The sequence below is a fragment of the Cupriavidus sp. L7L genome, assembly GCF_004353535.1.
In the GTDB taxonomy this organism is placed as follows: domain Bacteria; phylum Pseudomonadota; class Gammaproteobacteria; order Burkholderiales; family Burkholderiaceae; genus Cupriavidus; species Cupriavidus oxalaticus_A.
Map to the genome: position 1 here is coordinate 1 of NZ_SMNY01000106.1, position 25,706 is coordinate 25,706.

Below are 25,706 nucleotides of genomic sequence, written 5' to 3' on the forward strand. Positions count from 1 at the left end.
CACCAGTGGTTGAATGATCCGACGCTGGCTGACGCCATCTTGGACCGGCTGGTCCACCAGGCGCACAAGGTATCGCTCAAAGGCGAATCCATGCGCAAGCGCTCGGCTACCGACGCCAAGAAACGGGCATCGTGATCACCTACGCTACAATCTCCTGACCGCGCAGTACCACCTTCCTTCCCTGATCACGTTCGCCGAAACCGCTGATCACCTTCACCGAAATCCGCATTTATCGAACTGATTAGTCACGAATTGATCTCGGATGATAGTCTTCGCTCAATATTGAGGGGGCGCACCCCAGAGCTGTACGCGCTCATTCGGGGCGCCGTGCGCGAGCTTGACTCGAACCATCTTCTCGAGTTTGTGCGGACCATTGAAGCAGAGAACCCGTCTTGGCCGTTGGAGTTGTCGTGGACGCGGCTCGATAAGTTGTTACGGGTGGATCGTGAGCGATGGATAGCTACCCTTATCGATTTGCTAGATCGGTTTGGGCTACTCATGCGGTTCATCGAGTTCTGCGAGGGCTATGGATCAAACTCCATGGCAGTGATTCAGACGACACGTGTTTACAAGATGTACGACCAGAGATTGCGCTCGGGGCACTGAAGAGCCCAGTGGCGCCCCTTACCTCTGTGCGATCTTGCTATGACAATTGACCTGAACTGGCGTCCACGCCTAGTGGGCATGAATCGTCTTGTGCCACAGGCACCGATCGTCTCATTAACCGCGGAAACGTTGGAAGGGCGTCGCAAGACGCCAAGTTTCACACCCGCAGCCACCTTCGAAAGCCGGCAAGGGTATCAGGATGATTTCCTGGGGGGCTTTGTCGTGCCTTGGCCTAAGCCGGCGGGTCAGCGCGCTGAGGATGTCTATCCCATTCCCAGCGCGGCGGACAATCGTCTGGACTATACCCATTTCTCACTCATCATGTCGCGATCACGGCGAATGGCCATGTTCGTTGGCGTCAATATCAGCGGCAGCGAGTCCGTTTCTATCGATCGTCAGGATGACAAGTGGTTCTTCGATGGGCGATTGCCGATTGAGGCGCAGCTTGGTGATGACCTATACGCTGACAATCTCCTGGATCGCGGTCATCTAGTTCGGCGCGAAGACCCTAACTGGGGGGGGACGCCCAGACTGCCAACGAAGATACCTTCCACTTCACCAATTGTTCGCCGCAGATGGCCGGTTTCAATCAGAAAACGTGGTTGAGTCTCGAAAATTATATCCTGCAGAACACAAGGAGGTGGAAGGAGCGGGCCACTGTGTTTTCAGGCCCCGTCTTCCGGGACGATGACCGCACCTACCGCGGCGCTCGCATCCCCTCGGCATACTGGAAAGTCGTCGCCTTTGTTTCCGATACGGGTCAGCCATCCGCGACTGCATAGATGATTGATCAGTCAAAGGAGTTGGGGAGCCTGGAGGCGGCTTACGGTATCTTCAAGACCTATCAGCGCAGCGTTGCACGCATCGAGGATGCTTACCGACATTGACTTCGGTGCTCTATCACAGTTTGATGGATTCTCAAATGAAGAACGGGCGACTGGCACCCGAATCGAAACTGAGATTCGAGGAGTCGGTGACGTTCGGGTATAAGCAATGCGAGGAGGCTCCTCTTCGATGCATAGTGGCGGCACGATATCAAACGGCGCATGTTAGGTGTTGACGAGTCTTCAGTTCGCCGTGGTTCCCGTGGATCATGACATTGCGCCGCTCAAGAATTGGGGCGATATGCCGCTTCCGGAGTTGCTTGCAGAGCAGAAGCAGACCACGGAGCGTGGCTGGGCGCTGAGGACCGATCGGAAATTGCCGGCGTGCATTAATCCACAGCGAGTGAGGGCCCCCCCCCCTAATTGACGTCAATCTGTGAACGTCGGCGGAGGCCGGGATATCAACGAATGCGTTCGATTCGCATCGTGATGCGGCCGAAATTGTTAAAATAGAAGCCGTATACGTCGTTCGCGTAAGCGAAAAGCCTGCCGCTTTCCGACGCCGACCATCGAAGCTCCCTTCCGATTACGAACGCGGTGGTGTCGTTCTCGCCAATCGTACCAATCGCCGCAAACCATTTCGCTTGCGGAACGCGCCGCTGGGTCTCAAAGAGCCGCTGGCTCAAGACACTGTCGTATCCGTCCGCGTCAGTTCGGATGAACAGATCCCACCAAGAGCCAGTGTTGACAATGTGGTAGCTGCCTCCTGCTACCATGTCGACCCCAGTGTCATTCCAGTGCCGTCTGGCTACAATGAGTGTCTCGCGTATTTCACCGATCTGCATGATGTGCCTTCGATAGCGGCTCGCAGCTCGCGGCTGGCATCTGTTCTGCCTAACCCGGAGGTGAGCTCTTTCCGATCAAGTCTTCAATACTGACGGTGGAGCCGGGAAAACTAGTCTGGCTTCCGGCATGTGGGCGGATTTTCGCGCGTGCTTGCTGCAGGCCGGTGGAGCCATATTGTCTTCAACTGGGGCATCCGGCTGATCTTAACGTCGCACAACTTGGCATACTGTGTCAATCTCGCCGCGCTGGACGTCACGTCGTCGACCCACGATGGTATCGAGACCAGTTGCTTATCGAGACCGCGGGTGAAATCATCCCAATGGATGGGTATCACGTACCTGGCCCCAGTGCGAACAACGGCTTCCTCCCAATAAGCCCATATATCGGCCTCCGGCTGCCCCGCCAGCCTGGCGATACTGAGGAAGACCACATCGGCTTTCACCCCGCTGAATGCGCCCTTCGGGGGGCTAGCGCTCGGCACTATCAGAATGCGGCCAGCAGGATGATCCATCAAGAACGAATGATTGCTCCCTGCCTTGAACGCCCATGGCCACGTAGGCAGCGAAATAGGCTCGGTGATGTCACCTGAGAATAGCGACTTGGGAGAATGTTCGGTTTCGAAGGCCGTTACGTGAAAGCGGCCGATCGTTGTTTGTTGCCGATCATTGAGCAATTTCTGTCGATCGCGTGGCAAGCCGGCGGCATCGGCGATCCATAGCGATGACGCGGATCCATAGACATCCGCGCCGGTCTTGACAGCGACTGAGCCGGCGTCAAGGGCGTGATCGTGATGGGAGTGCGCAACGAAAATCGCATTGATCCTCCGCATACCGGTTTCTGCAATGACGGAGTCGATCCGAGTGGAATCCGGAGCGAGGTTGCCCGTGATCCATGATTTCAAGGGCGGCCTCGAAAAGAACGCATCAACCATCACCACGGTCTCACCATCGGACAAGGCGATAGAGGTGGTGCCGAAGAACGTTGCCATCAACCCACGTTCTGCCGGCGGTGGCGGCTCGTAGGACGTCATCCGTGCGGGATCCATCGAGTCTCTCTGGTCGCCTAACGCAATCGTTGGCGCAATCCCGGCGACCATCAGGCCCATCAAGATGGTAATAGCCGTCCACAACATTGTTGGGGTCATTTGCTCTCCATGCGGCAATTCGACGCCATCGTGTCGGATCCTCATCTGAGGTGTCTCGGCTTGGGTACCCGGTCATGATAATGCCGCTCCTTCCGCAACCCCACCACACCCACGTCCCATGAGTCCTGATACCCTAAGACGCCGCCGCGCACCATGTCGCCATCAATTCTTGCCATGGCAACACCTCCAACCTTGTGCGCCCGACCTGCAGTCACCGCCAATTTTATTCAATACCTGGTATTCGTTCCCTGCGGCTCCCCTCGCATGGTCTTCGTGCTACGCCCCTCCTCAAAACGAGGCGCGCGCGCGGCTGTGGACTTGTCATCGCGGAGCCCCCATCGCGGCCGACCAAGTGCCGTTGGGCAGCGGACTGCTGCCGCGAGTGGGCACCGGCACGCTGGAAGTCGGCCCAGTGGCTGTCGTCGTCGGCCATCCAGAGATCGACGCCCGAGTTGGTATGGAGACCTCCAGCGTGCAGTTACGAAGTTGTATTCCGGCCAGGGTGATTAGACGAACATAAAGGCTAGCAAATTACCTGCAATCAGCGGATCTCAAAGACGTCGACCTTGACTTCTCGGCCGTTGCCATGGATCCGACGATTATCGGGTGAGTCGTAGCACAGCATGATTTCAAGTGGTGCTTCTGATAAGCAGGCAAGGCCTTCAGCATGATCCGTTCTCGCGCCGAACGGCACTCTTAAAATCTTCTGCAGATCTTTACCCCATGTTAGAGACTCACCGCGAACATTCAACGCAGCCTTCCACCGATAGATGAATACTGGTCCATCCAAATCCATAGACGGACCGGCTAGCATCAACAGATCATCCCCGTCGATGACTAGTTCACGCAGGCCGAGTCCATCCAACTGGAGGAAGTGCTTCAAATAAGGTTCACCATTCCTCCCCAATGGGCAGAGGTTCAGTATGCCATCGCTCATGGGACGGACTAGGAGTTCCAAGACGATGGCCCAACCACGGAGGACAGGTCCGCGCAATCCGACGAACACTCGGTCTCCCAAGACTGCCAAGCCTTCAATATCGAAGCCGTTGTCTTTACTGGGGATGCCATCGACGGTTCCGTCCGGTAACATTCGTGGAATGAAGGAGCCTAGGTGAGGATCTTCCTGTAGTGCTTTGGTCAAGATGCTTCCGTAGGCGTCGCCCTTCAGGCGCGACGCAGTCAAGTCGTCGTAAGTAGCAACTGGCTCACCTTTCGGGTCAATCGGAACGCGAGCCAAAGTGTAGCGGTTTCCTTCAGCTTCCACTGTGGTAAGAAGAAGCGCATTTTCCTCGGCAGTTTTACTATCGTCAGCCTTTTTCCGCTTCGCACTGTGCGAGCCGATCAGCCACAGATAACCGCCGTCGTAAGCCAGTCCTTCAATGTCGATTTCTTCCTTCGCGGTACCGGGCAGGCTCAAGAGGTTTTTGAGTTCGAATTGCTGGTGACGACCGAACCCACCAGAAGGATTTTTTCTCATCCGGTGAAGTCGTGTGCCTTCGTCGCCTCCCAGCCATAGAAATTCCCCTTGCGCAACCACTGCAGATAGATTATCCCGAATTTTTACTAGATCCTTGTTGGACAAGGCGGAATCGAACTCAAGAATGATAGTGCGCTTCGGGAAGTCGGTCATAGCGGTTTCTCCTTCCTGGACGGACACCACGACGCTCTAAGCATAGGGACTTGCCTCTCTATTTTGCAAGTACCCCTTCGCGAGACATCGTCAGTGTCTCCACCGTTCGCTACTTGCGCATCTCGCCAATGGCAGAGCCATCTTGAAGCTGATGGGAATTCCACGAAGGGGAAAAAGGCCTCGGCAAATTTGAGGAGTTCATCGTTTCTGAAACAATAGGCAGCACTTCATCGTGAACTACTGTGACGGCGTGCCGTATGTGATTTCCTTTTTTGCTGCCCAGTTGTCGTCATGCAGTTCCTCAATGGCTCACCCCGAGCGGCGTTTTGGCCACGATGGTTGCCGATCAGGATCACTGGCACCGGATCGCGGCTCGGCGTGTGAGGCAGCTTCTGGCCAGCGGCCTAGCCGACGATCATTTCGACGGTGGAGGTCATCAGGCACCATTTGTCGTCCGATGAGCTCTTGGCGATATGGCCGGTACCGAGAGGCCGCTGGCGTCGCTGCGGACCGGGACGCGTACAAGGCCCGCCTAAAAGGAAGGGGATGGGTGCGGTTCGTCGGACGCGTGCCTTCATTCTCTTCGGGGACTGCGCGCCGAACAGCCTACATCCCAGCATGCTCGCACCATCAGCGGTAAACAAGAAAATAGGGACATCTTGCTACTACAACAGGAACGGTGAGATTGTTGACGGACAAGCGGCACCGACCACTTGACCCCTTAGCTAAAGGCCCCTGGCTTGGCGGGCAATGCTGTTAGTCTATCAATCAGAATGCAAATGACCGTAAAGGGCGCACTTACTTTAGTTTGCCTTCGTGACGTGTTTTGCAAGTGAGAAGCAGGAAGACTTTGCCTGTTGCTAGCGGAACCGTAGATAGTCGTGAATGGAAGTTTGCTTGGCACACGGTGATGCTGAACCCTGTACTACTGTTCACCGGGTTCGAGTCAGTTGTCACCGCGCGTATCGGTCCAGGCGCCGGTGGCAAACATGCCATAGAACGACGTCATCAGCCACGGAGTTTCCGAGTTACCCCACTTCGGTGGGGGGTAGGAATCGCCGGGATTTTGTTCCATTGTTGGAAGTCGGGGAGCGCGTCGCATCGCAATACATCGATCGCGCCGGAGAGGAATACATGGACAGACTGGCTCTGTTGCGCGGCCTCATTGTATTGATCAACTCGCCCGCTGCGCCGGCTCCGTTGATAGCGGTCCGCGCCCTGACGCCGCAACTCAAGCAATTTGACGGACACCCGTCTTTTGATCTAATTTAATTTAATCGGTAGGTATTCTCTTCTGCAATGAAGTTTATCTTCCGATCACGATTTTTCGGTTCCAAGTCTGGAGATTTCGGATGAGTGCCACCCCGCAAGACAATCTCGAACGACTCCGCCGCTTCAACGCATCGGTTCATGCGAGCGATCGAAAGCTCGCGGAGGAGTCTGCGGATCTCGCCCGTGCCGAAGTGCTGGAGCTAGCTCCTTCAGCCGACACGACCGAGAAAGCTATAGAGTTCGAGAGCATCGTACTGCGGCGCACGCGCCCGGTGCTGGCCATCCGCGACAATGCGACAGTACTCGAGTTCGCCGATGCCGCCGACAGCGCCATCTGGAAGGAGCGCCTCACGCGAGCCGGGTCGTTGCTCGATCGTCCTATCCGGGCGGTGGGACGCATCGACCTGAAGGGGGGACGACTCGATTGGGTCGGCACCGGCTGGCTCGTCGCGGACAATGTGCTCGTCACTAATCGACACGTCGCGCGCGAATTTTCCACACGACGCGGCGCAGGCTTCACGTTTCGTGTCGGTCCAAACGGCCGTATTTCTGCGGACGTTGATTTCCTGCAGGAGATCGACAGTCCTAGGACGCTCGTCTTTGAGTTGGTGCGCCCGCTGCACATCGAAGAGCCGCCCGGCCCCGATGTTTCTTTTTTTGAAGTTGAGATGACAGTTGGGAACGCCAAGCTCGCAGCACCCATCGAACTCGCAGCGCACGTCGGTGAAACGGAGAACATTGCGACGATCGGCTATCCGGCCTATGACAGTCGCATTCCCGATCCGGCCCTTATGGAGCGCATTTTTGGCAAGGTATACAACAAGAAACGCCTGGCACCCGGTGCCATCACGCGTGTCGAGCAGACTCGCCTCTTGCACAATTGCACGACGTTGGGCGGAAACTCCGGCTCACTCGTCGTGGATCTCGATTCGGGGCTGGCACTGGGTTTGCATTTCAGCGGCAGCTTCCTCGATACAAACTATGCGGTGCGCGCCGACGTCTTGAAGACGCTTCTAGACAATGTACGCAACGGACAGCGCCGAAGTGTCCCGGCCACCGGTCGACCGCGGCCGGCGTTTCCCGTGAATCGCCCAGCGGTCGAGCGACTGCAGGCGCCCGTCGGACAAACGTCTTTCACAATTCCGCTGACCGTCACCGTTTCGCTCGGTGTTCCGCAAAATTTCAATGCGCCCGCCGCTGCACGGACGCCGATGGTTCGGTTCGCGAGCCCCGATCCCGACGAAGCCGACAATGCCATCGAGACGGAAACCGCCATTAGCGACTATCTCGATCGTAAGGGGTACGAGACGGCGTTCCTCGGCTCAGACTTCGCTATTCCGTTACCAGTTGTCGAGCGTGATGCGTCCGATGTGCTGGTGTTCGATCTGGAGGGCCGATCGGAGACGGAGCTAAGGTACGAGCATTTCTCGGTCGTCATGAGCCGTAGCCGACGCATGTGCTTCTGTAGCGCCGTGAACATTGATGGCAATCAGTCGCGGAAGAGTCCGCGCGTCACCTGGAAATGGGATCCGCGCATCCCAAAGGCCCAGCAGGTCATGAAGGAGTGCTACGGCAACCCGCCGAAATTCAGCCGCGGCCACATGACACGACGCGAGGACCCGGGCTGGGGCAGTCCCGCAGTGGCCAGACGGGGAAATGAGGATTCGATGCACGTTACGAACGCAACGCCTCAGATGCAGGCGTTTAACGCGCCCATCTGGCTGGCGCTGGAGGACTATGCCCTCCAGCACGCCAGAGAAGATGACATGAAGATATCCGTCTTCACCGGCCCCTACTTCAACGACGACGACCCGACGCGATACGGCGTACAAATTCCAATTCGCTTCTGGAAGGTAATAGCGTTCATTCACGATGATACGGGCGAGCTCTGCGCGACAGGTTATGAGATGAGCCAGGAGAACAGCCTGCCGTCCGAGGACGAGTTCGTGTTCGGAGCCTTCACTTCGCCACAGCTCGGCATCGCCACGCAAGTCCCGATTCGCGCGATCGAGCGACGAAGCGGCATCCGCTTCGGCCCACTCGCCGGCATCGACCCGCTCGCTGCTGCGGACGAAAGCTTTGCAGTCGGTGAAGCGCGGCCGGCGCCACTCGAGGCGTTATCACAAATTCGATTCCTAATCTGAGCGTACGGCGAGGACTGAATGTCGATACTCGATGACTATCCATTTCCCTTCGACAAACTCGAGGGCCAGGAGCTAATGCGGGTGCTGGCTAACCTGTACCGCACGGAGACCGAGGCGATTCTCCTGACTCAACCCTTCGGTGTCGATCCTCTCGATGTACCGAGTGGGCTCGCCCCGCGCAACCTCTGGTTCCAACTCCTCCAGATGCTCGCCGCGCAGGGCAACGTGCGAGCGACTGTGCAGGTTGTACGCGACCGCACGCCGAACAATCCACGCACGCCTTTCCTCGATGCACTGCTGAAGGACAAGCTCGCGCCCGTTAGCGCCGAGCCCGTACCGCCTCCGGGTGCCAGTGCCGATTTCGACGACTCCGTAACTGAACCCGAGGCGCTGCTCTTCTTCGATGACCTCACGATGCCCGTCGGCCGGGTACCGAATCTCCTCGCCACCCTCGGAGGGCTCCTCGAGTGCGCCTCGGCCGTGTGTCTGCTGCGGGTCGAAAATGCGTTCGGACAGTTCTTCGGCACAGGTTTCCGCATCGGCCCGAAGTTGATCCTGACGAACCATCACGTGCTATATCCGAAAAGCGTTGTCGCCACACGCGTACAGGCGGATTTCGGGTTCGATGTGGATGCGATGGGGGCGAGCATTCCGGTGACGTCGCTCGCGGGGACCCCAAGCAGCATCCGTGGCGAAAGGCCCGACGATTGGGCCGTCGTCGAAGTGGGCGATCTGGACGCCCGCTGGGCGACCCTGCCACTCGCGGCGGAGCCAGTGCCAAATGTCGGCGAGGCGGCTTACATCCTCCAGCACCCGGGCGGACAGCAGAAGCGCCTCGGCTTCGTACGCAACACCATCAGCGACGTCACGGAAGGAGTCGTTCGCTATCTCACCGACACCGAGCCCGGGTCGTCTGGCGCACCCGTGTTCGATGCTCAGTGTCGACTCATAGCGTTGCATCATGCGGGAGGCACCCCGGTGGAGGTAGCCGGCAAGCCCCCTGTATCGAAGAACGAAGGCATTCGCATCAGTCGAGTGCTCGCGCGCTTGCAGGCAGCTGGTATTCAGGTGTAAGGCGATGCTGAGTCAGCTCTTCCGCGACTTACTCGTCGAAACGACCGTACATGCTATTCCAAACTGGCAGGATTGTCGTACACACGTCAATGGTGTACGGAACGGGACGTGGGAGCGCGTGGTCCCCATCGAAAGGCCGTATCGCGCATCTTTCATTGCAATCGTGAACGACGCCGAAATTAATAGCTGGCTGCGGGACCTGGTTCAGAGCCTCGTGGAACGATTTGCAGTGCGCCTCGAATTCGCGCGCGTGCTAGCCGAGATCGACCAGGCGGCAACGCCACGCACCGTCGCGAACCCCTTCGACGAAGTGCTCCTCGAGGCCGACCGGCCGTTCGTCAACCGACGCCCTCTGCGCAACCAGTTGCTCGACCTCATGAATGATGCGGGTTCGGCAGTCCTGCTCATCGATGGCAAGGAGCAGACGGGCAAAACGTATTCGTACTACCTCATCAACCACGTCGCGCCGAAACTGGGCTACATCGTCAACAAGTTCAAGATGACGGCCCTGCCCAAGCCCGACGAGCTCGCCGCGGACATTCTTGGGCGTCTCGGCGCCGATCGCCCGCTACTATCGCAGGGCCCGGAATCAGTGGAGCGCTGGGCCGAGAAGCTGGCAGACACGGTTGCACGTGCGATTGTAGAGCAGAAGTCCAAGCGCCTCTTTTTGTTCGACGAGTTTTCCGACACGCCGCTACCGGATGGGACGGAGAGCCTGATCATCCGCCTGGCAACCTATGCAGATGAGGAGCTTCGCCCGTATTTGCGCGTGGTCGCAATGCGCTTCCGCGCAGCACTTCCCTCTGATCTCGACGATGTCGCACTGCGTGACGATGCGCAACCTTTCACCACGACCGACATGGTCTCCGTCATTATGCAGGTCGCGAACGCGCGCAATTGGGACGTAACGGAACAAGTCGTCCAAGTCCGGATCCAAGATTTTCACGCGATACCGCGCACGCTGAAAGAGCGCTTCAAGTTTCTGCGCGGCATGTTGCAAGAGTTGGCCGCACCCCGATGATTGCACTCTCCGAACAACAGCGGCAAGCACTCGTGACCGCGCTCGTTGAGGGCTTCGTGCCAGAAGCACTTGAGCGGCGCGTAATGGATCCCCTGAAGGTCCCCTACGAGATGCGCAGCGCTGCGCGTTCGTATCATACGCGCGTGCACGAACTCGTGCAGTGGGCCGCATCCGTTGGACGACTTGGCGATCTGCTCAAGGCGGCCTACGAAGCCAATCCAAACAGCGACGCCCTCCGTCACCTGAACGAGAGCACTGGACTTGTGGAGCAAACAGCAGATCTAGTCGAGGCCATTCGCCCCGCATTGACCTCGCTCGACGCCCGCTCGTGGCAGTTCAGGCTGCGTGAGATCGATAAACAGGTCTGTCTGATTCGCAACCGGGACGACGTCGGAATCGGTACGGCGTTTCTCGTCGGACCGGATCAATTGATGACCCATACGGCCGTCTTTACTTCCGACCAGGAAGTTCCATTCCTCGAAGCGCTCACGCGTGAGCGGTTCACCGCATGCTTCGAACCGGGTGCGCTGGAAAAGAGATATGCTGTGCTCGCGTCCGAGCCCTACGTGCTCGACAACCAGATCGCTATTGTGCGTCTGGATGGACCAGCGGGTCGCGAATACGCGGCGGAAAGCACCACTGGCACAGCGGCGCGCGCGCGGGGCTGGATCTCCCCTTTACCCTCTGAACCGTCCGATGGTGCCGTCGTGATCGTGTACTTCGCCGGAGGACGACGGCTCGTCGTATCGGTCGATGCTCACGGATTGATTCGGGACGACGGCGAAGGCCTCTATTACCGAACATCGACGCTGCCGGGGGCAATGGGCGCGCCCTGCTTCGATGCGCGCTGGCGGCTGCTCGGTGTACATGTCGGCACCGACCTAAAGTCGCTCAACCACGGTCTCAGCGTGACAGAGATTGGGGACCAACTGGCGGCGCGTGGCCTCGCCTGGAATGCCTCGGGCGGCGTCTATGCGACCGCGGCAGCGGCGCGCAGCACATACACAAGCGTCAAGACGAAAGCCATCGCACTCGACGACATCGTGCGCGGCTATCACCCGAGGGACGATGCCGGTGATTCCGCAGACGACGTGTGGAGCGATGAGAATGTGGAGCCCTCGGATCGCGACCTCTGGTCTTGGGCCGAGGCCGCCGCGGTCAGTGCATCGTTTGACCCCACGACGCTCGTGCCGGCAGGCTCGCCAGAGCGAGAAGCCCTCGTGGCGGTCTTGCTCGAGAGCTCACCGGTGCGCAGCCCTCATGGCGATACACGCTGGATGTTGTCCGAGCGCGTTCGCGTGCGAGCTCTGGAACGGCTGGCGGCACGCGGCCAACTTAAAGCCGCGCGCGAACACAATGCCGGAAGGCCGGACGACCTACTCGACGCCGCACTTGGCGCGCTGATCGCGGGTACGCCGCCAACGCGAGCCGATTTTCAAGATCCCGATCGCCTGCGCGCGATGATTCAAGCTTTGAGCTGGCTCGCAGGCACCCGCGCGCCGCTGCCGCCGCGTGAGGAGCTGCTCGCAAGCCTCGAACGCGCAACGCTGGTCGCCCCCTTCAGACACCTGACTCAGGGATATTTTTCCGGACGCGATGCTGAACTCTCACTTCTCGCCGCGTATGTGGACGGACCCGATCTCGTTCATGGCACACCACTGCCACCCGTCATGCTGCATGCCCCGGGCGGCATGGGCAAATCGGCATTGCTTGCGCACTTCGTTCTTGCCCACTCTGAGCGCGACACGACGCGGGTCGATGCGTGGCGGCCTTTTGCCTATCTCGATTTCGATCGTCCGGAGCTCGACGCGCGCGATCCGGTCGGCCTCCTGGCGGCGATCGCACGACAGCTAGCGTCGCAGGTTCCTACACTGGGCGAAAGAGCAACCCGCTTCGTCGCGAGGTGCACGGCACAAAAGCGCGCGGCGCGCCCGCAGTTGACAAACGTCGTGACGAAATCGCGCAAGGGCTCATTGTCGACCCGAGCGGTACAAGCCGACTTTCAGGATTTGCTCGCGGATCTTGCGGAGCTCCTTGTCGCAAGCCACGCGGCTATGCCGGCGCCTTTCGTACTCGTTCTTGATACACTAGAAGAAGTGCAATACGCGACACCCGATGCGATCGGACCACTCGCTAAGCTTGTGATCGACCTGCGCTCTCGGGTGCCCGCCTTACGACCGGTGTTGGCGGGTAGAGTCGCAACCGATGCGAGTCTCGAACTCACACCAATCGCGCTCGCTCCCCTTCCTCCGCAGGCAGCCGAAGCTCTGTTGGCAAACAATCTTCCGCCGCGCCTCGCGGCAAAGCCGGACCTCATGGTGCGCATGGTTCAGGTCGTGGGCGGGAATCCGCTCTCACTTCGTCTGGCGGCCGAGGTCCTAACGCGCGAAAGCAACGACGCGCTCGATCGGCTTGGGGAAGAGGAGCTTTGGCGCCGAGTCGGGGATGCAATCGTGCAGGGACAACTGTACGAGCGCATCGCCGGGCATCTGCATGAAGGTCGCATCAAGAAACTCGCCATTCCAGGCCTGGTGCTGCGCTATCTCACATGGGAGATCATTCAGCAGGTGCTCGCAGGACCCTGCGGAATCGAGATCGCGAACGCTGACGAGGCGCGCGCTCTTTTTGATGAGTTGGCGCGGGAGGTCGCACTCGTGCGCCGCGGTAACGACGCGACGCGACTCGTGCTGATATCGGAGCTGCGGCGTACTGTGCTTGAAGGTTTCCGTAAAGACGGGCGCAGCGCGCAGACCCGCCGGCAGATCCACGAAGCCGCCATCGAGTATTTTTCTAAGCGGGCGGGCCCGGAGAATCGAGCAGAGGAGATCTATCACCGCCTGTGGCTCGCTCAGGACCCGAAGGATGTCGATGCCCGCTGGACCATGGGTGTTGACGTGTATCTGCGCAGTGCAGTCGAGGAGCTTGACGGACCAGCGCGAGCATATCTCGCCAACCGCGTCGGCAGTGTAAGTGACGAGGCCTTTATCGAGAAAGCTTCGCTCGAAGAATGGGAAGCGTATGCCGAGACGCGCACCTCAGATTTGTTGCGCCTTGGCGATCCCGCCGCTGCACTTACGCTCCTGACACGGCGCCCGGAGCGTCTTCCGACGAGCCGCCTCTTCCTGATCGAGAGTATCGCGCGGCGGTCACTGCCGAATGGCGACCTTATGGCCGCAGAAGGTGCCGCCGCACAAGCAGTCAGAGCCGCTCATGCGAGTGCAGATCCCGGCGAAATTCAAAGCGCGCTTCAAGAGCTCGCGCAAGTGCGTCGCTTGCGGCACGATTATGCAGGCGTGCTAGATGCACTATCCGCGCTCGGAGGGTTGGGCGAGCAACTCGGCGATGACTTGATTCTGCTTCACTCGGAAGTAGCAAGCCTGGAGTCGGCCGTCGGGGAGGGAGAGTTGAACATGCACTTCAGCGAGAACGCAGTACGCGTATTCAGTCGCCTGCCCGATGAGATCATCGCACGCGCGCCGGAGCTTGCACGACGCGTGGCGGCGCAAGTCGGCGCCGTCGATCCCAATGTTCTCCAGCGTGTTGTTCGCATCGTGGGTGTGGGATCGCTCGATGAGCACACAGCTGGCGGCCTCGAGCACGTTCTCACGGAATGGGCGAAACGAGAAAGCCAGATCGAGCCGTTCGTGCCACACGCTCCCGCAAGCGCAACGGACCTTGCGAGCGCGACACAGTATTTGTTCAGCACGCGTTCTTTGGATTTGCAGACAGCGCGAGAGTTCACGTCGTGGTTCCGGTCGAGCATCGGCGATCCGGTCGAGCTGTAGCCACGACATCGGACCGGTCAAGTCAATGCGATTGGAGCAACCAAGCTGAAGCCACCCAAGGAGGGAAATGTCCATGCAAACTCACAATCCACGCCTGTTCATCGAAATGGCCGATGTCGGACCAGTTCTGGAATCGATCGAGGCCGAGGAGCCCGGGATCGTCTCAGTGAATCTGGACAAGCTGCCCGCCAGTGTCGTTTCCGGCACCACGCTGATCGATTTTTCCGCGGCTCCAGATAGCACCGTGCGTGCGAGCGTATCGTTGTCGATGCTCTTCGCGAACCGCGTCGCCACGGCAACCAGCCGTTCTGGCGACTCCTCGGACGAATGGCTCGCCGCATATACATCCAATCTCGGCATGCTAGGGTTTGCAGTCGCTGGCACTGCGATTGTGCACTCAAATTTCAAAAAGAAGGGACTGCGCGTGCACCAGGCCATCATTCCGTTTCTGACCGTGGCATTCGGTGGGGCCACGGTTGGGCCAATTATTCTAGCGGGCTTGAAGAACCTGCAAGAGCAGGATGCGAACGCACCCTGGATCAGGCTATTCGATCGCGAGACTCGCCGTTTCAACGTACAAGAGCTGCATTTTGCTGCCGTAAACAGTAGCGAGGCGGAGACCACCATCAAGTACGCCGTCGCCCGTCTCAACGTCGAATCGAAGGACACCACCATTCTTTTTTTCAAATTGACGAATGCGAGCGCCGAGTTCGAGAGCTCGACGACGACAATGTCAGCAAATAACAGCCTGCTGGCGGCGATCGGCCCCGACTTGCGCGCGCGTCTCGGTACCATGATTCGCTCTTTCATCAGGGAGGCCCCGCTGACACCGTCTTGAGCGAACGGGGCGATGACTGTCGCTGGCGCAGCGATCTTTCGATCGACCTCCGCCCGTGAATACGAAGCCGTAAGGACTTGGTCGGCAAGCGACCCGAAGACCTGATAATCATCCAGGCCGAAAGGGTGCCTGGCACCAGGGCGCCTACGTACTCTTCGATTGGCATATTCTGGGCGGACGTAGAGGCCGTCCGCATAAGGCCTTCAGGAAATTCTCGCGCAGTCTTCAGCTATCGCCTCAAATCGTGACGACACGGCTGTGGTGCACGAGCCCATAACGAATCAGTGGGGCGCTGCGGATCTACCACACGGAAAGCCAGAAGGCATTAATGTGGGAACGCGGGACAGGGGGGAGACTGCATCAATTCGCATTAAAGGTGTTGGCGTCGCGCATGCGACCTCAGAGTGTGAATCGTGTCGAATTCTCAAAAAAAACTCTCGACATGTCGATGGGCGGATCGTGGGGGGGGCATACACTTTGCGCCACTGCCTCGCTCTTTTAAAACGATTAAGTCATTTTTCCATATAGACTGAGGCGCAAATCATGAACATTCTTGTGGCGCAAATTGCATTAAAACATAGAAATGTCTAGAGAGGAAATCTGCTTCGCACCGCAAATTAAGAAAGCAATCGAAGCAAGAGAGCAAAAACTTGACCTTGTTGGTTTATCTCCTACATTTACTATGAGCCACAGTTCCCAGAAAAAAAGGAGTGCGAGATGGCCAATCCGCGCGAGTACCAGTTCAATCTACCAAAAAAGAACCGTCCAGGTGATGTATCAATCCTGGATCCTTGGTATCCCGGTATTCAGAAATATTGGAGTAATTGCACAACCAAGCGCACCGTAGATCCAATTTCTGGAATTAAGGCCATTGTCATTCATGCTACAGCCGGTGGGTCATCAGAAGGGGCGATATCTGTCATGAAGAGGTCAGATGAGCCTGCCTCTTTTCATTGGTTGGTGCCTGATGAAAATGAGGAGCAGCACGGAAAATTGATTTGGGCATGTGTTCCAGAGGCGCTAGCCGCGTGGCACGTTAGAAACACCGCACATCATCCAGATGTAAATGACGGTGCGAGGCGCGTCAATCATTGGTCATTGGGCGTGGAAATCGTTAACAATCAAAATGCTGATGAATTTTCAGATTGGCAAATTGAGGTCACCGCGAAGCTGGTTCGTTATTGTTGGGCAAAGTATCCAAATCTAGAACACGTTGTGTCACACGCCAAACTCGATAGTGACAGAAGGAGTGACCCCGGTGCACATTTCGATTGGTCGAAGTTTAAGTCTTTGGTCTTATCGGCACACAATAACGAACTCCCGGAAAGTGTTGCCGCTGCCGTCCCTGCCTCAAAAATCAAGGCGAGTAGCAAAAATTTGTGTTGCCTATAAGTCCAATTAATAATATACATTTGACATATTTTTGCATTGTGAATGCGCGCCGTGTTTCAATGGATTCGGGTATACGGATCGGGCGAGTCGTCGCACACCAGAACTTCCAGTGGCTGGTCTGCTACGATGGAAAGACCCTCAACATGATCCTTCTTTACCCCCAAATGGCACTGCTGCTCGCCACGATGGTGCAGACGTTCGCCCAGCGTGCTCCCCCGGAAGGCGCATGTGGTCTACCGCGAGCGGATCGAGCGTGCGGCCGATCGGTGGTGCAATGCACGCACGGGTCAGGCCATGTCGCGGCAGCGCGCTAAACGTTGGTTACTTGCATTGGCTCGATTGCCTGTGCCAGACGATTCTCGCTCGCTTCGATTCATTGGAGATCAACGATGTTTCAACTGTCCTCGCTGCGCCAGACCGACTTTGGTTGGAATACCGCTCTCTCGCTTGCGCTCGCCTCGAAGCTTGCTTATGAACGCAATTCGACAGTCGAGAATATCACGATCTCCAGTTGGGGATTCCAAACGTACCACGCGCTTGATGTAGGGGATACACAGGGATTTATAGCGGCAACGAACGATGTTCTGCTTATCGCGTTCCGCGGTTCAGAGAGTATCGGCGATTGGATCGGGAATCTCGACGTCCTGATGACGGACCGGGGCTATGCAAACGTCCACAGTGGTTTCGCTGCAGCATTCGACCTCGTTAAGGAGCCCATCGCATCTTCGCTTACGGAGATCGGCACTGCTGGCAAGCACATATGGCTCACCGGCCACAGCCTCGGGGGTGCGCTCGCGACCGTAGCTGCTGCCGAGTTCAGTCAGATCCTGGGCCACGCGACCGTGCACACGTTCGGCCAGCCGCGGGTTGGAGATGCCTCCTTGCAGGCCCTGTTTCAGAGGGAGTTCCCGCTTCGATTTTTCCGCTTCGTCAATGACGACGATGTCGTGGCGCGCGTGCCGCCTCTTTATTCGCACGTGGGGCGGCTCGTTCATTTCGACGGTAGCGGGCGCGTGCGACAGGCAGTTACCGAAGCGGTGGCGGCGCAGGTCGAACCGCCACCACTCACACCTGCAGAGTACGAGCGACTGAAGGCGGAAATCGATCGCGTGAGGGCGACGCTCGTCATGGAGGGACGCTCGGCAAGCGAGGCCGCCCTTGATCAATCAATCGAGGGGCTCATTCCGGGCTTCAGCTTCGTCGACCACAAGCTCGAACGCTATATTGCGGCCATTCGGCGCCAAACCGGTGCTACCTCCGTCGATGCCGCGCTTGCGGTCGAAGGGCGCAGCCGCGCCGCGCAGGAATCTATCGAAAGCCTCGGCGGCGCAAGGGCACGAAAGCGCCAGACCGACGAAGTCCCTGTCGTGGTTCGCGTCGCGGACGAGAACTGGGTGCCGCCGCCGGGGATTGTCGCTACCGGCCGTATCGGAAGCATCTTCACGGCCAGCGGCACGTTAGAGGAAATTCAGCGGCTCGCGGACGATCCAACGGTCACTGGGATTGAGATCAGCCGAGAAGGCGGACACCAAGAGCTTGTGAATTCGGTGCCGTTCGTGTCCGGCGACCAGGTGCATGCACCGGCGGTCAGCGAGCGCGGAGACAAGGCGTTGGTGGGCCTCATCGATACTGGCATTGACGTGATGCACGAGGCATTTCTCGATGGCGAGGGCAAGACGCGGATACTCGCGATCTGGAATCAGCATGATGCCGCCGGGCCCAGCCCCAATGCGATCGATACAGCGTTTCCTTCGACCTTGGGGCGACTGTGGCTCGCGAGCGAGATTCAGCAGATGGTCAATTCGGCAATGCCCGTTCCGCCTGAATTGCGGGATCCCGGTGCGCACGGCACCCACGTTGCAAGTATTGCGGCGGGCAGGGCCGTGGGTGGACTTGGCGACGGCATGGCTCCTGAAGCCGGCATCGTCGTGGTGATGCCGAAGATGAAGAGCAATCCGGCAGATCCCGTCAGCGTCGGATATTCCGTAAGCCATCTGCAGGCGCTCGAATTCCTGAAGCGTGTCGCTGCTGGCCACAACAAGGTGTCGGCCGATCCATTACCAATGGCGGTCAATGTGAGTCTTGGCATGAATGCCGGTGCGCACGACGGCACATCGCTGCTCGAAGCCGGATTCGACTCGATCACCAACAAAGGTCGGGACCCAGGCTTCGTGGTGGTGAAGTCGGCCGGCAACGAGCGCGGATTTGGCGGCCACGCCCGCATCCAGGCATTCAACGGCATCATGCCGATCACCTGGGAGTCTGACGCAACTTTCCGCTTCGAGGACTATTTCGAAGTCTGGTATGGAGCGCTCGACGACCTTACGTTCACGCTCGTGGACCCGGCGGGGAATGCGTCGCCAGTGGTCTCGCACAGCAACAAGAAGGTCACACATACGCTCGGCGGAAATGTTGTACTGATGGAACTCGTCGAGCGGCACGTCGACAACGGAGACAGTCGCCTCGTCATCCAAATTGCCCCGCAGTCCGCGCAGATCCAAGTTGGGCGGTGGTCGCTCAATGTACAAGGAATCAATGTCCGCAGCCGCGATCCAGTAGTGAATGTCTGGGTAGAGCGGGACGATGCGCGTGCAGTACGCTTCACGACAGAGGTGCCAGAGGTCACCCTGAGCATTCCCGGCACGGCTGATACCGTCATCACGGTTGCAGCGTGTCACGTGGGAACGCCGCTGCAGCTCACCTCTTCCTCGTCCTTCGGGCCGACGCGCGACGGTCGTGCTAAGCCTGACCTTTGCGCGCCAGGCAACAACATTACGGCAGCGCTAGCGGGGAATGCTAACTTGCGCGCGGGAGTTTCCATGACCGGCACCAGCATGGCAGCACCACATGTGACGGGAGCGCTTGCGCTGGTCTTCTCTCACCGGGCAAAGCAGCGCGGTCAACCGCAGTACAATGCGCGCCAGCTGCGCTCCGCGCTCATCTCCACGGCGCGCTTCTCGGGCGTCCACAATCCGGGGCCAGGACACGGGATGCTGGACGCAAAAGGGCTGTTTGATCTCTTGAAGTAGGAGCGGCGCAGCTCCGTCAGTCGGGGGCTTCGTGGGATGGAAGTCCCCACTCGAACAGCATCGGTGTGCCAAAGTGGAGTTGCATGCCACCACTTCACGGAGGGAGCGTCCATCATGAAGGCTACAACCATTGGTATTGATCTGGAAAAGACCGTATTCCAGGTTCACGGGGTTGCCGAAAACGGCAGATGAAACCATGAAAGCAAAAGTCTCCGGTCGGCCAAGGCCTCGACGCTGACGGTTGACCAGCGGCCAAACTTCAGCAGTCTCGTCTTGTCCGGGTGACGCACAAGCGAGAACTTCTCCAACCTCAGTCGCATCGCGTCCCAGAAATGCCGTTGGTCGGCTTCGTCCTCGAAGCCGACCACGATATCATCGCGTACCGTAGAATGATGACGTTGCCTTTGGCTTAGAAGCTCTAACAAAAAGACTTTCTGAGGTGGCGCCAGCAGATGATGCAGCAGGCCATTTTCAGAAAGGCTTCGTGGATGATGGCGAGGCGCTCGAAACGCACACGCAACCCGCACACGCAACCGCTTGAAGTTGTGCAGCCAAGCGATCGTTCGTTCGACGACCCAGCGGGTCTTACCAAGACCACTGCCATGCGGCTCGCCGCGGCGAGCGATCTCCGTAGCAATGCCAGCGGCGTGCAGCGGCTTGCGGTACTTGTCGTGGTCGTATCCGCGATCACCTTGGACGATGGTTGGCTTTGACAAGGGCCGACCACGTTTGCCACGGATCGGAGGAATCGCCTCGATCAGCGGTAGCAGTTGGGTGATGTCATTGCGGTTGGCGCCAGTCAGTATCAGTGACAGTGGAATGCCTTGCGCGTCCGTCAGGAGGTGGTGCTTTGAACCTGGTCGCGCGCGATCGGTGGGGTTGGGTCCTGTTTTTGACCCGACCCCACTGCACGGATGGAGGAGGAATCGACGACGGCACGTGACCAATCGAGGCGGTCCGCTGCACGCAGCTTGGCCAGGAGTACCTCGTGCAAGCGGTCCCAAACGCCGGCCTTCTGCCAGGTATGCAGACGTCGCCAGCAGCTCATGCCAGAGCCACAACCCATTTCGGTATCCCTTTGATTTTGATGCAATCTACCGGGATAGCTGCCCCCAGCATTCATGCGGGTTTCCGGGCGGCGCTCACAAGGAATTCCATTAAAATCAACAACTTGCTGACTGGGTCATTCCCTGCGTCCCTTGATGTACTGATCCCAACACCGGCATGGCGGCGGGGGGAGGGTATGGTAAGCCTCCAAGAAGCTTAATCTCGGCCGACGGACCGACGCCAAGCTCTCGCCAGCCGGGGATGTATGTCGCTGATGCGCCCGGTATTTGGCACCGTCCTCTGAGTTGCTTTCAAAGCGGAGCGGTTATGCCGTACGCCACTGCGAAGGTGAGTCGGGCTGGAACGCCGAGGTTGGCATGAGCCGATGCGCATAGCGCGCGATGGGAAACTCAAAAGTGCCCCGCAGATTGATTCCCTCGAGGTGGGTGGGACCGATATGCCGAAGGCCCTCAGCTCGAGTCGTCTCGCCGCCGATCTTCTCGAGGATGTTCCAGCTGCGTTGCATGTGCATCGTATTCCAAGCCATTACTGAATTGGATAGCAAGGTCAAGGCCGACGACACCGCCGCCAACGACGCGTCATGGCGCGCCAGCTCGATCGGTATCTTGCCGGAATGGATCGCTCGCTGGAGAATGTGCACCGCTTCACCGCGGTTCAACACGTGCTGCATCTCATGGCGAAATGCGGTATTCGTGAAATAGTCGATCAGGAAGATCGTACGAAACAACCGTCCGAGGTGCAGGCCGGCCTCATAGACGGGCTGTCCGCGCGCCGCCACCCCAAAGCGCGAGAGTGCCTGGACTGCGGTGCATTGCCCGCTTTGCACGGACGCCGCAATCCGCACCAGCTCGTCCCAGGCGGACTCAATGAGGCTCAGTCGAACATCTGCATCGGTGACGGCAGCCAGTTCGTCAGGCACATTATGATGCCTGGGAACATGCAGACGTCTGTCACGCAGGTGGGACAGACGCGGACAGAGATCGAAGCCCAACAGCCGTGACAGACTCATCGCGAAATCTGTAAAGCCGTGCGTATCCACTGCAAGTTGCGCGACGTCTTCCGAACCGCCCTGTCGGATCACGCCCTCGATCGCTGCACCGGCCTGGCGCTCGTTGAGCAAAATTGGCTGGTCATAGAAGATGCCCCACCGATCGCGAACGTGAGTGTACATCCCGATCGAAGCAGTCCGCCGACGTGGGTCGGCCCGCGCTTTCCAGACAGAGCGTGTCGTTTCCAACGACATCATGTCTGACGAGGCCAGATCGGAGCGCCCCCAATGCTGGGAAATCGGGTGCTGATGCATGAAGGTCAGCACGGCTTCAGCCGCGTGGCGCAGCTTCCGTTCGTCCGCAACGCGATGCATCATCTGCCGGATCGCGGGAGGCGACAACTCCGGCACCATTCGGGAGAGATCCGCCGCTGACATTGATGTGCCGTGCGCGAGTATCGCTGCGTAGACCAATAGCAATTCGCTACGGGAATGAGGCTCTCTTCCCAGCAGGAGCCAACTAAAGTGCGTGGCGCTGTCGATCTCGAGCAGGATCTCAGGCAACTGACCGCCGGGGTGCCGCTCGAACAGTGCGCCTCGCAATGTCTCCACATTCGGGGGCAGAGCGCTTGCCACCAAGGGGTCGATGTGGATCGCATCGTCAATTTTGAGCTTCCCACACACGACAGCATCCCGGAGCCTGGCGAGGCTTTCATCCAGATGTGTGACCACAGGCTTCAGAAATGCCTGAGCATCCTGTGGCAGCTTAAGATGGCCATAGAAGTGGTTGCGTTTGGCCTTCCAATCGATGGCGCCGATCAAGAGGGTAGCTTGGCTTCGGAAGGCAAAGCTGTGCTCAAGGAAGACTGAGCCATTGCGCAGTGCCACCCGTAGGGCGAATAGCGTGCCCCACTCGAAAGCGGCCAGGGCCCGCTGTCGGTCTTCTCCGTCCAGGGCGGGTTGCCAGGCGCGGCCAAGTCGAATCGTGATTGGGTCGGGAAGATGATCGGACTTTCGCGCGTAAACTTCCTGGAGTACTGCGAACGCTTCAATCACCGGGTGTGCTGACAGGGCGGAGAATGGCAGCAGAACCAACCTGCCAAGCAACGCTCGAGCCTGGCGGTGTCGCGACAGGAGTTGCGCGCGAATCAGGCTGGCACGGCTGGGCGCACGCCGGTTGAGCGCCGCGTCGGCCAGCGCCGACAACTGCTGGCAGAGTGCTTCACGGGTTAGCGTCTCATCCGCGGCCAGCGCTTTGACCGCGGTCGCGAACTCTCGCATCTGGGTGCCAGGGTCCGGTCGGCCAGCCTCAATCACGCGCCGAACGTCATTGATGGACTTCTGAATCCAGTGTCGCAACATGGTCGCCAGATGATCCGTGGCGGCGCATAGAGCGTAACGCAGAAAGCAAGCCGCTTCCAATCGGCGGGGTTGCTGCGCGACTCGTTTGCTCACTGAGGGCGGACGATTGGCGCAGCGCCGGGCATAGTAGCGTATCAGCGCTTCATTGCACGCCGCTGGCCAGTTTCGGTGAATGCCCATCTTATAAAGGAGTTCGATCTTGTCGAACAATTCCCCGATCTGGTGGGTCGAGGTTCGCAACGGGACGGCCCAAAGCCATTGCTGCAGGTTCGTGCGGTCGCCATGCGGGCGCGCAAGTGATATGCCCCACGCGTCCAAGGAGGCCCCGTAGGCGCGCACCAGAGCGACGGCAAGCGCCGCCTCGGCCGTGGCGACGGCCTGGCTGATCAGTCTTTTTAGTGCGCGGTCATGGGGTATCAGTATCCGATGTTCATACAGCCAGCGCTTCAGTTCATGAAACAGCGCAGTGCGGCTCGGCTGTCCCGTCAAACGTTCCTTCAGCCAGCGCGTGACATAGCGGCGCTGGTGCTCAGCCATCGGACTGAAGCCGAGGACTTGGTAGGCCAGCATCTGGTGATTTGACAGTGTATCGGTGCGCCCATCGTAGAGTGCGTTGAGCGTGCCCATATCCGGCGGGGTCACACCAACCTGGGCACCGACATGCGCCCAGAGAAATCTGGGCACTTGCTTGCAGGCATCAAGCGTGCGCCCCGTCATGCGGATAAAGCCGATGTGTACGGCGACGGCCAAGCGATACAAAGGGCTGCGCCGAGCATCAATCAGTGCCCGTTCCTTGGGGGAGTAGGTGAAGAACGTGGCAAGCTCGAACTCGCTGAGTTCCTGTGGGATCTGCCGCATCCCGAGGTAGGCCAACCGCCAGTGATCCATCGCGCTGCTCCCCCCGCACGTGAGACGGACTGCGAAGGGTAGCGGCAATGAGAGGTAATCGCAACATTCAACACGGAAATATGCAGTTTGCGGCAACTCAATAGATGCAGTGAGGCAGACAGCAACCTATTGATTTATTGGCATTTTTTTAGAGGGCGGCCCGGAAACCCGCATGACTACAAGGGGCGGCTACCCCGGTAAACTGCAGCGAAAACAAAAGGAGACCTGGATGCGCGCCTGAAGAAGTTCGAGCCGCAGCACGCTTCGGTCGAAGACCGCCAAGGCACGTCGCAGCCGGGCGAGAAGCCCGAATACGACGCCGCGCTCAAGCATTTCCAGGCGGGCGACTTCAAGAGCGCCGGGAATGCGTTCTCGTCGTTTATCAAGAAGTATCCGCAGAGCCCGTACCTGCCGCTGGCGCAGTACTGGCTCGGCAACTCGCTCTACGCGCAGCGCGACTACAAGGGGTCCACCTGGGTGCTGCAGAAAATGATCCATGCCAATCCGACGCACCCCAAGGTGCCGGACGCCATGATCGCGGTGGCCAATAATCAGCTCGAATCCGACCAGAAGGCGGCTGCGCGCAAAACGCTGGAACAAGTGGTGGCCAAGTATCCCGGTACCGAAGGCGCGCGTGCGGCGAACAACCGGTTGAAGACGCTGAAGTGAGTGGGGCGGCTTCCAGCCGGCCGCACCACGCGCCGAAGGCCTGCTTTAGGGGGATCTTCAGATTCTGACGAACCCTACATTTTCCGGAGTGTGGGGGTTCTCGATTGGTTCCACATCGCCATGCGGGTACAGAGCCTCGAACAGATGATCAAGGGCCGGCCGGCACACTGCGACGGCCCGACCAACGCGGCTGATCAAGGATCTGCATGGCGCCAAGTGGCACCTGTGGCACGGCTGCCCCTATCCGGCGTTGCGCCGATTGGAAAGCCTCGGCTGGGATCTGGACGCCGAGGCCAGCCCCGAAGACGCCAAGCTTCTTGGCAAGCTCGAGGAGTTCATCGTCTACCTCGACAACAATCGCCACTGCATCGTGAACTACGGTGACCGAAATCGGCACGGGGAGCCCATTGCATCAGGTTTCGTCGAGTCGGCCGTCAACCAGGTGGTCAGCAAGCGCTTCGTCAAACGACAGCAGATGGCCTGGCGGCCTCGGCACGCGCACAACCTGCTACAAATCCGGACAGACGTGCTCAATAACCAGATCCGGTCATATGTTGAACGATGGAATCCCTCCATCGCCGGGGAAGAAGGCCACCGCCTTGCCGCTTAGTCAGCCCCCGTTTTGGCGCGGTCTCAGTATCCCGGTACCGAAGGCGCGCATACGGCGAACAACCGGTTGAAGACGCTGAAGTAAGTGCGGGCGGCTGCGAGCCGGCCGCACCACGCGCCAAAGGCCCGCTGTCGGGTGATCATACTTCTAGCGCAAAATCTGGCGGCTTTGCTCCAAAAATCCATATGGATTAATGGCTCGTGAAAACGCCTGCCGTACAAAGTGCGGGCAGCCACGAAGCCGCAAGCGGCTCTTCTAGGTATGCCTTTGTTCTCGTTTCAGGGCGACTACTGAGGTGTTCTGTCCAGCGCGGACACGTCTGGTTCATGCTGCAGCTAGTCGACTGAGGTAGCTTGCAGCGACTTCGCCTGGCGTTCGGTACCCCAACTTCGAATGGCGCCGTTGGCGATTGTAAAAAATCTCAATGTACTCACGGACAGAGGCCATGGCTTCCATCCGGGTGGCATACCGATGGTGGTACACCAACTCTGCTTTCAGGCTGCCCCAGAAGCTCTC

Annotated in this window: 17 protein-coding genes and 3 pseudogenes; 12 read left to right on the top strand and 8 right to left on the bottom strand. The window is 58.8% G+C overall.

Annotated elements, in window-relative coordinates; translation table 11 throughout:
• From E1J61_RS35970 to E1J61_RS39025, 3 genes are all read left to right on the top strand, one after another.
• Nucleotides 1–135: ATP-binding protein (locus E1J61_RS35970; RefSeq protein WP_165971619.1), on the top strand; the 135-nt coding region annotated here is incomplete at its 5' end.
• 510 nt (nucleotides 136–645) lie between these two features.
• On the top strand, nucleotides 646–1,212 hold the full coding sequence (locus E1J61_RS37965; RefSeq protein ID WP_207951308.1) for a DNA/RNA non-specific endonuclease: 567 nt from the start codon (nucleotides 646–648) through the stop codon (nucleotides 1,210–1,212).
• Nucleotides 1,182–1,388: a DNA/RNA non-specific endonuclease gene (locus tag E1J61_RS39025; RefSeq protein WP_371705018.1), complete on the top strand. Its 207-nt coding sequence runs from the start codon at nucleotides 1,182–1,184 to the stop codon at nucleotides 1,386–1,388. The genes E1J61_RS37965 and E1J61_RS39025 overlap by 31 nt, the downstream gene beginning before the upstream one ends.
• Before the next feature lie 503 nt (nucleotides 1,389–1,891).
• On the opposite strand, the gene E1J61_RS35980 is transcribed toward E1J61_RS39025, so the two are convergent.
• The 4 genes from E1J61_RS35980 to E1J61_RS38735 form a co-directional block, all read right to left on the bottom strand.
• Nucleotides 1,892–2,275: a hypothetical protein gene (locus E1J61_RS35980; protein WP_133098535.1), complete on the bottom strand. Its 384-nt coding sequence runs from the start codon at nucleotides 2,273–2,275 to the stop codon at nucleotides 1,892–1,894.
• Nucleotides 2,276–2,385: 110 nt separating this feature from the next.
• On the bottom strand, nucleotides 2,386–3,420 hold the full coding sequence (locus tag E1J61_RS35985) for an MBL fold metallo-hydrolase (RefSeq protein ID WP_133098536.1): 1,035 nt from the start codon (nucleotides 3,418–3,420) through the stop codon (nucleotides 2,386–2,388).
• Between the two features lie 541 nt (nucleotides 3,421–3,961).
• Nucleotides 3,962–5,050, bottom strand: coding sequence for a DUF3616 domain-containing protein (locus tag E1J61_RS35990; protein WP_133098537.1), 1,089 nt, complete (start codon nucleotides 5,048–5,050; stop codon nucleotides 3,962–3,964).
• A 946-nt stretch (nucleotides 5,051–5,996) separates the two neighbouring features.
• The gene (locus E1J61_RS38735; RefSeq protein WP_256376156.1) at nucleotides 5,997–6,125 is read right to left on the bottom strand and encodes a hypothetical protein; all 129 of its coding nucleotides are present in this window, start codon (nucleotides 6,123–6,125) and stop codon (nucleotides 5,997–5,999) included.
• A gap of 277 nt (nucleotides 6,126–6,402) precedes the next feature.
• Between E1J61_RS38735 and E1J61_RS35995 the strand changes: the two genes are divergently transcribed.
• From E1J61_RS35995 to E1J61_RS36025, 7 genes are all read left to right on the top strand, one after another.
• Nucleotides 6,403–8,466 carry a DNA/RNA non-specific endonuclease gene (locus E1J61_RS35995; protein WP_133098538.1) on the top strand — a complete coding sequence of 688 codons (2,064 nt, stop codon included), beginning with the start codon at nucleotides 6,403–6,405 and terminating at the stop codon, nucleotides 8,464–8,466.
• Between the two features lie 18 nt (nucleotides 8,467–8,484).
• Nucleotides 8,485–9,540, top strand: coding sequence for a trypsin-like peptidase domain-containing protein (locus E1J61_RS36000; protein WP_133098539.1), 1,056 nt, complete (start codon nucleotides 8,485–8,487; stop codon nucleotides 9,538–9,540).
• 4 nt (nucleotides 9,541–9,544) lie between these two features.
• The gene (locus E1J61_RS36005; RefSeq protein WP_133098540.1) at nucleotides 9,545–10,561 is read left to right on the top strand and encodes a hypothetical protein; all 1,017 of its coding nucleotides are present in this window, start codon (nucleotides 9,545–9,547) and stop codon (nucleotides 10,559–10,561) included.
• On the top strand, nucleotides 10,558–14,346 hold the full coding sequence (locus E1J61_RS36010; RefSeq protein ID WP_133098541.1) for an AAA family ATPase: 3,789 nt from the start codon (nucleotides 10,558–10,560) through the stop codon (nucleotides 14,344–14,346). Before E1J61_RS36005 ends, E1J61_RS36010 begins: the two co-directional genes overlap by 4 nt.
• Nucleotides 14,347–14,419: 73 nt before the next feature.
• Nucleotides 14,420–15,184 carry a hypothetical protein gene (locus E1J61_RS36015; RefSeq protein ID WP_133098542.1) on the top strand — a complete coding sequence of 255 codons (765 nt, stop codon included), beginning with the start codon at nucleotides 14,420–14,422 and terminating at the stop codon, nucleotides 15,182–15,184.
• Nucleotides 15,185–15,901: 717 nt separating this feature from the next.
• On the top strand, nucleotides 15,902–16,576 hold the full coding sequence (locus E1J61_RS36020) for an N-acetylmuramoyl-L-alanine amidase (RefSeq protein ID WP_133098543.1): 675 nt from the start codon (nucleotides 15,902–15,904) through the stop codon (nucleotides 16,574–16,576).
• Nucleotides 16,577–16,965: 389 nt separating this feature from the next.
• Nucleotides 16,966–19,605: a S8 family serine peptidase gene (locus E1J61_RS36025; RefSeq protein ID WP_133098544.1), complete on the top strand. Its 2,640-nt coding sequence runs from the start codon at nucleotides 16,966–16,968 to the stop codon at nucleotides 19,603–19,605.
• Nucleotides 19,606–19,769: 164 nt separating this feature from the next.
• Here the strand turns inward: E1J61_RS36025 and E1J61_RS36030 are convergent, their stop codons facing one another.
• The 3 genes and pseudogenes from E1J61_RS36030 to E1J61_RS36040 all read right to left on the bottom strand — a co-directional run bounded on the left by E1J61_RS36030 (nucleotide 19,770) and on the right by E1J61_RS36040 (nucleotide 23,911).
• The gene (locus E1J61_RS36030) at nucleotides 19,770–19,973 is read right to left on the bottom strand and encodes a hypothetical protein (RefSeq protein WP_133098545.1); all 204 of its coding nucleotides are present in this window, start codon (nucleotides 19,971–19,973) and stop codon (nucleotides 19,770–19,772) included.
• A gap of 50 nt (nucleotides 19,974–20,023) precedes the next feature.
• Nucleotides 20,024–20,674 (bottom strand): annotated as a pseudogene (locus tag E1J61_RS36035) (IS5 family transposase); the annotation flags it as partial.
• A gap of 303 nt (nucleotides 20,675–20,977) precedes the next feature.
• Nucleotides 20,978–23,911: a Tn3 family transposase gene (locus E1J61_RS36040; protein ID WP_133098546.1), complete on the bottom strand. Its 2,934-nt coding sequence runs from the start codon at nucleotides 23,909–23,911 to the stop codon at nucleotides 20,978–20,980.
• A 222-nt stretch (nucleotides 23,912–24,133) separates the two neighbouring features.
• On the opposite strand from E1J61_RS36040, the pseudogene ybgF reads away from it, so the two are divergent.
• Together ybgF and E1J61_RS37635 are read left to right on the top strand one after the other, a co-directional pair.
• Nucleotides 24,134–24,580 (top strand): annotated as a pseudogene (gene ybgF, locus E1J61_RS36045) (tol-pal system protein YbgF); the annotation flags it as partial.
• A gap of 96 nt (nucleotides 24,581–24,676) precedes the next feature.
• Nucleotides 24,677–25,190: pseudogene (locus E1J61_RS37635) on the top strand (ISKra4 family transposase); the annotation flags it as partial.
• Nucleotides 25,191–25,514: 324 nt separating this feature from the next.
• Here E1J61_RS37635 and E1J61_RS36055 read toward each other — a convergent pair.
• Nucleotides 25,515–25,706: IS3 family transposase (locus E1J61_RS36055; RefSeq protein WP_165971423.1), on the bottom strand; the 192-nt coding region annotated here is incomplete at its 5' end.

What these genes read in the sequence shown, in the direction of transcription:
- E1J61_RS37965 (WP_207951308.1), top strand. Translation starts at nt 646, where the DNA reads ATGACAATTGACCTGAACTGGCGTCCACGCCTAGTGGGCATGAATCGT.
- E1J61_RS39025 (WP_371705018.1), top strand. Translation starts at nt 1,182, where the DNA reads ATGGCCGGTTTCAATCAGAAAACGTGGTTGAGTCTCGAAAATTATATC.
- E1J61_RS35980 (WP_133098535.1), bottom strand. Translation starts at nt 2,275, where the DNA reads ATGCAGATCGGTGAAATACGCGAGACACTCATTGTAGCCAGACGGCAC.
- E1J61_RS35985 (WP_133098536.1), bottom strand. Translation starts at nt 3,420, where the DNA reads ATGACCCCAACAATGTTGTGGACGGCTATTACCATCTTGATGGGCCTG.
- E1J61_RS35990 (WP_133098537.1), bottom strand. Translation starts at nt 5,050, where the DNA reads ATGACCGACTTCCCGAAGCGCACTATCATTCTTGAGTTCGATTCCGCC.
- E1J61_RS38735 (WP_256376156.1), bottom strand. Translation starts at nt 6,125, where the DNA reads ATGGAACAAAATCCCGGCGATTCCTACCCCCCACCGAAGTGGGGTAAC.
- E1J61_RS35995 (WP_133098538.1), top strand. Translation starts at nt 6,403, where the DNA reads ATGAGTGCCACCCCGCAAGACAATCTCGAACGACTCCGCCGCTTCAAC.
- E1J61_RS36000 (WP_133098539.1), top strand. Translation starts at nt 8,485, where the DNA reads ATGTCGATACTCGATGACTATCCATTTCCCTTCGACAAACTCGAGGGC.
- E1J61_RS36005 (WP_133098540.1), top strand. Translation starts at nt 9,545, where the DNA reads ATGCTGAGTCAGCTCTTCCGCGACTTACTCGTCGAAACGACCGTACAT.
- E1J61_RS36010 (WP_133098541.1), top strand. Translation starts at nt 10,558, where the DNA reads ATGATTGCACTCTCCGAACAACAGCGGCAAGCACTCGTGACCGCGCTC.
- E1J61_RS36015 (WP_133098542.1), top strand. Translation starts at nt 14,420, where the DNA reads ATGCAAACTCACAATCCACGCCTGTTCATCGAAATGGCCGATGTCGGA.
- E1J61_RS36020 (WP_133098543.1), top strand. Translation starts at nt 15,902, where the DNA reads ATGGCCAATCCGCGCGAGTACCAGTTCAATCTACCAAAAAAGAACCGT.
- E1J61_RS36025 (WP_133098544.1), top strand. Translation starts at nt 16,966, where the DNA reads ATGTTTCAACTGTCCTCGCTGCGCCAGACCGACTTTGGTTGGAATACC.
- E1J61_RS36040 (WP_133098546.1), bottom strand. Translation starts at nt 23,911, where the DNA reads ATGGATCACTGGCGGTTGGCCTACCTCGGGATGCGGCAGATCCCACAG.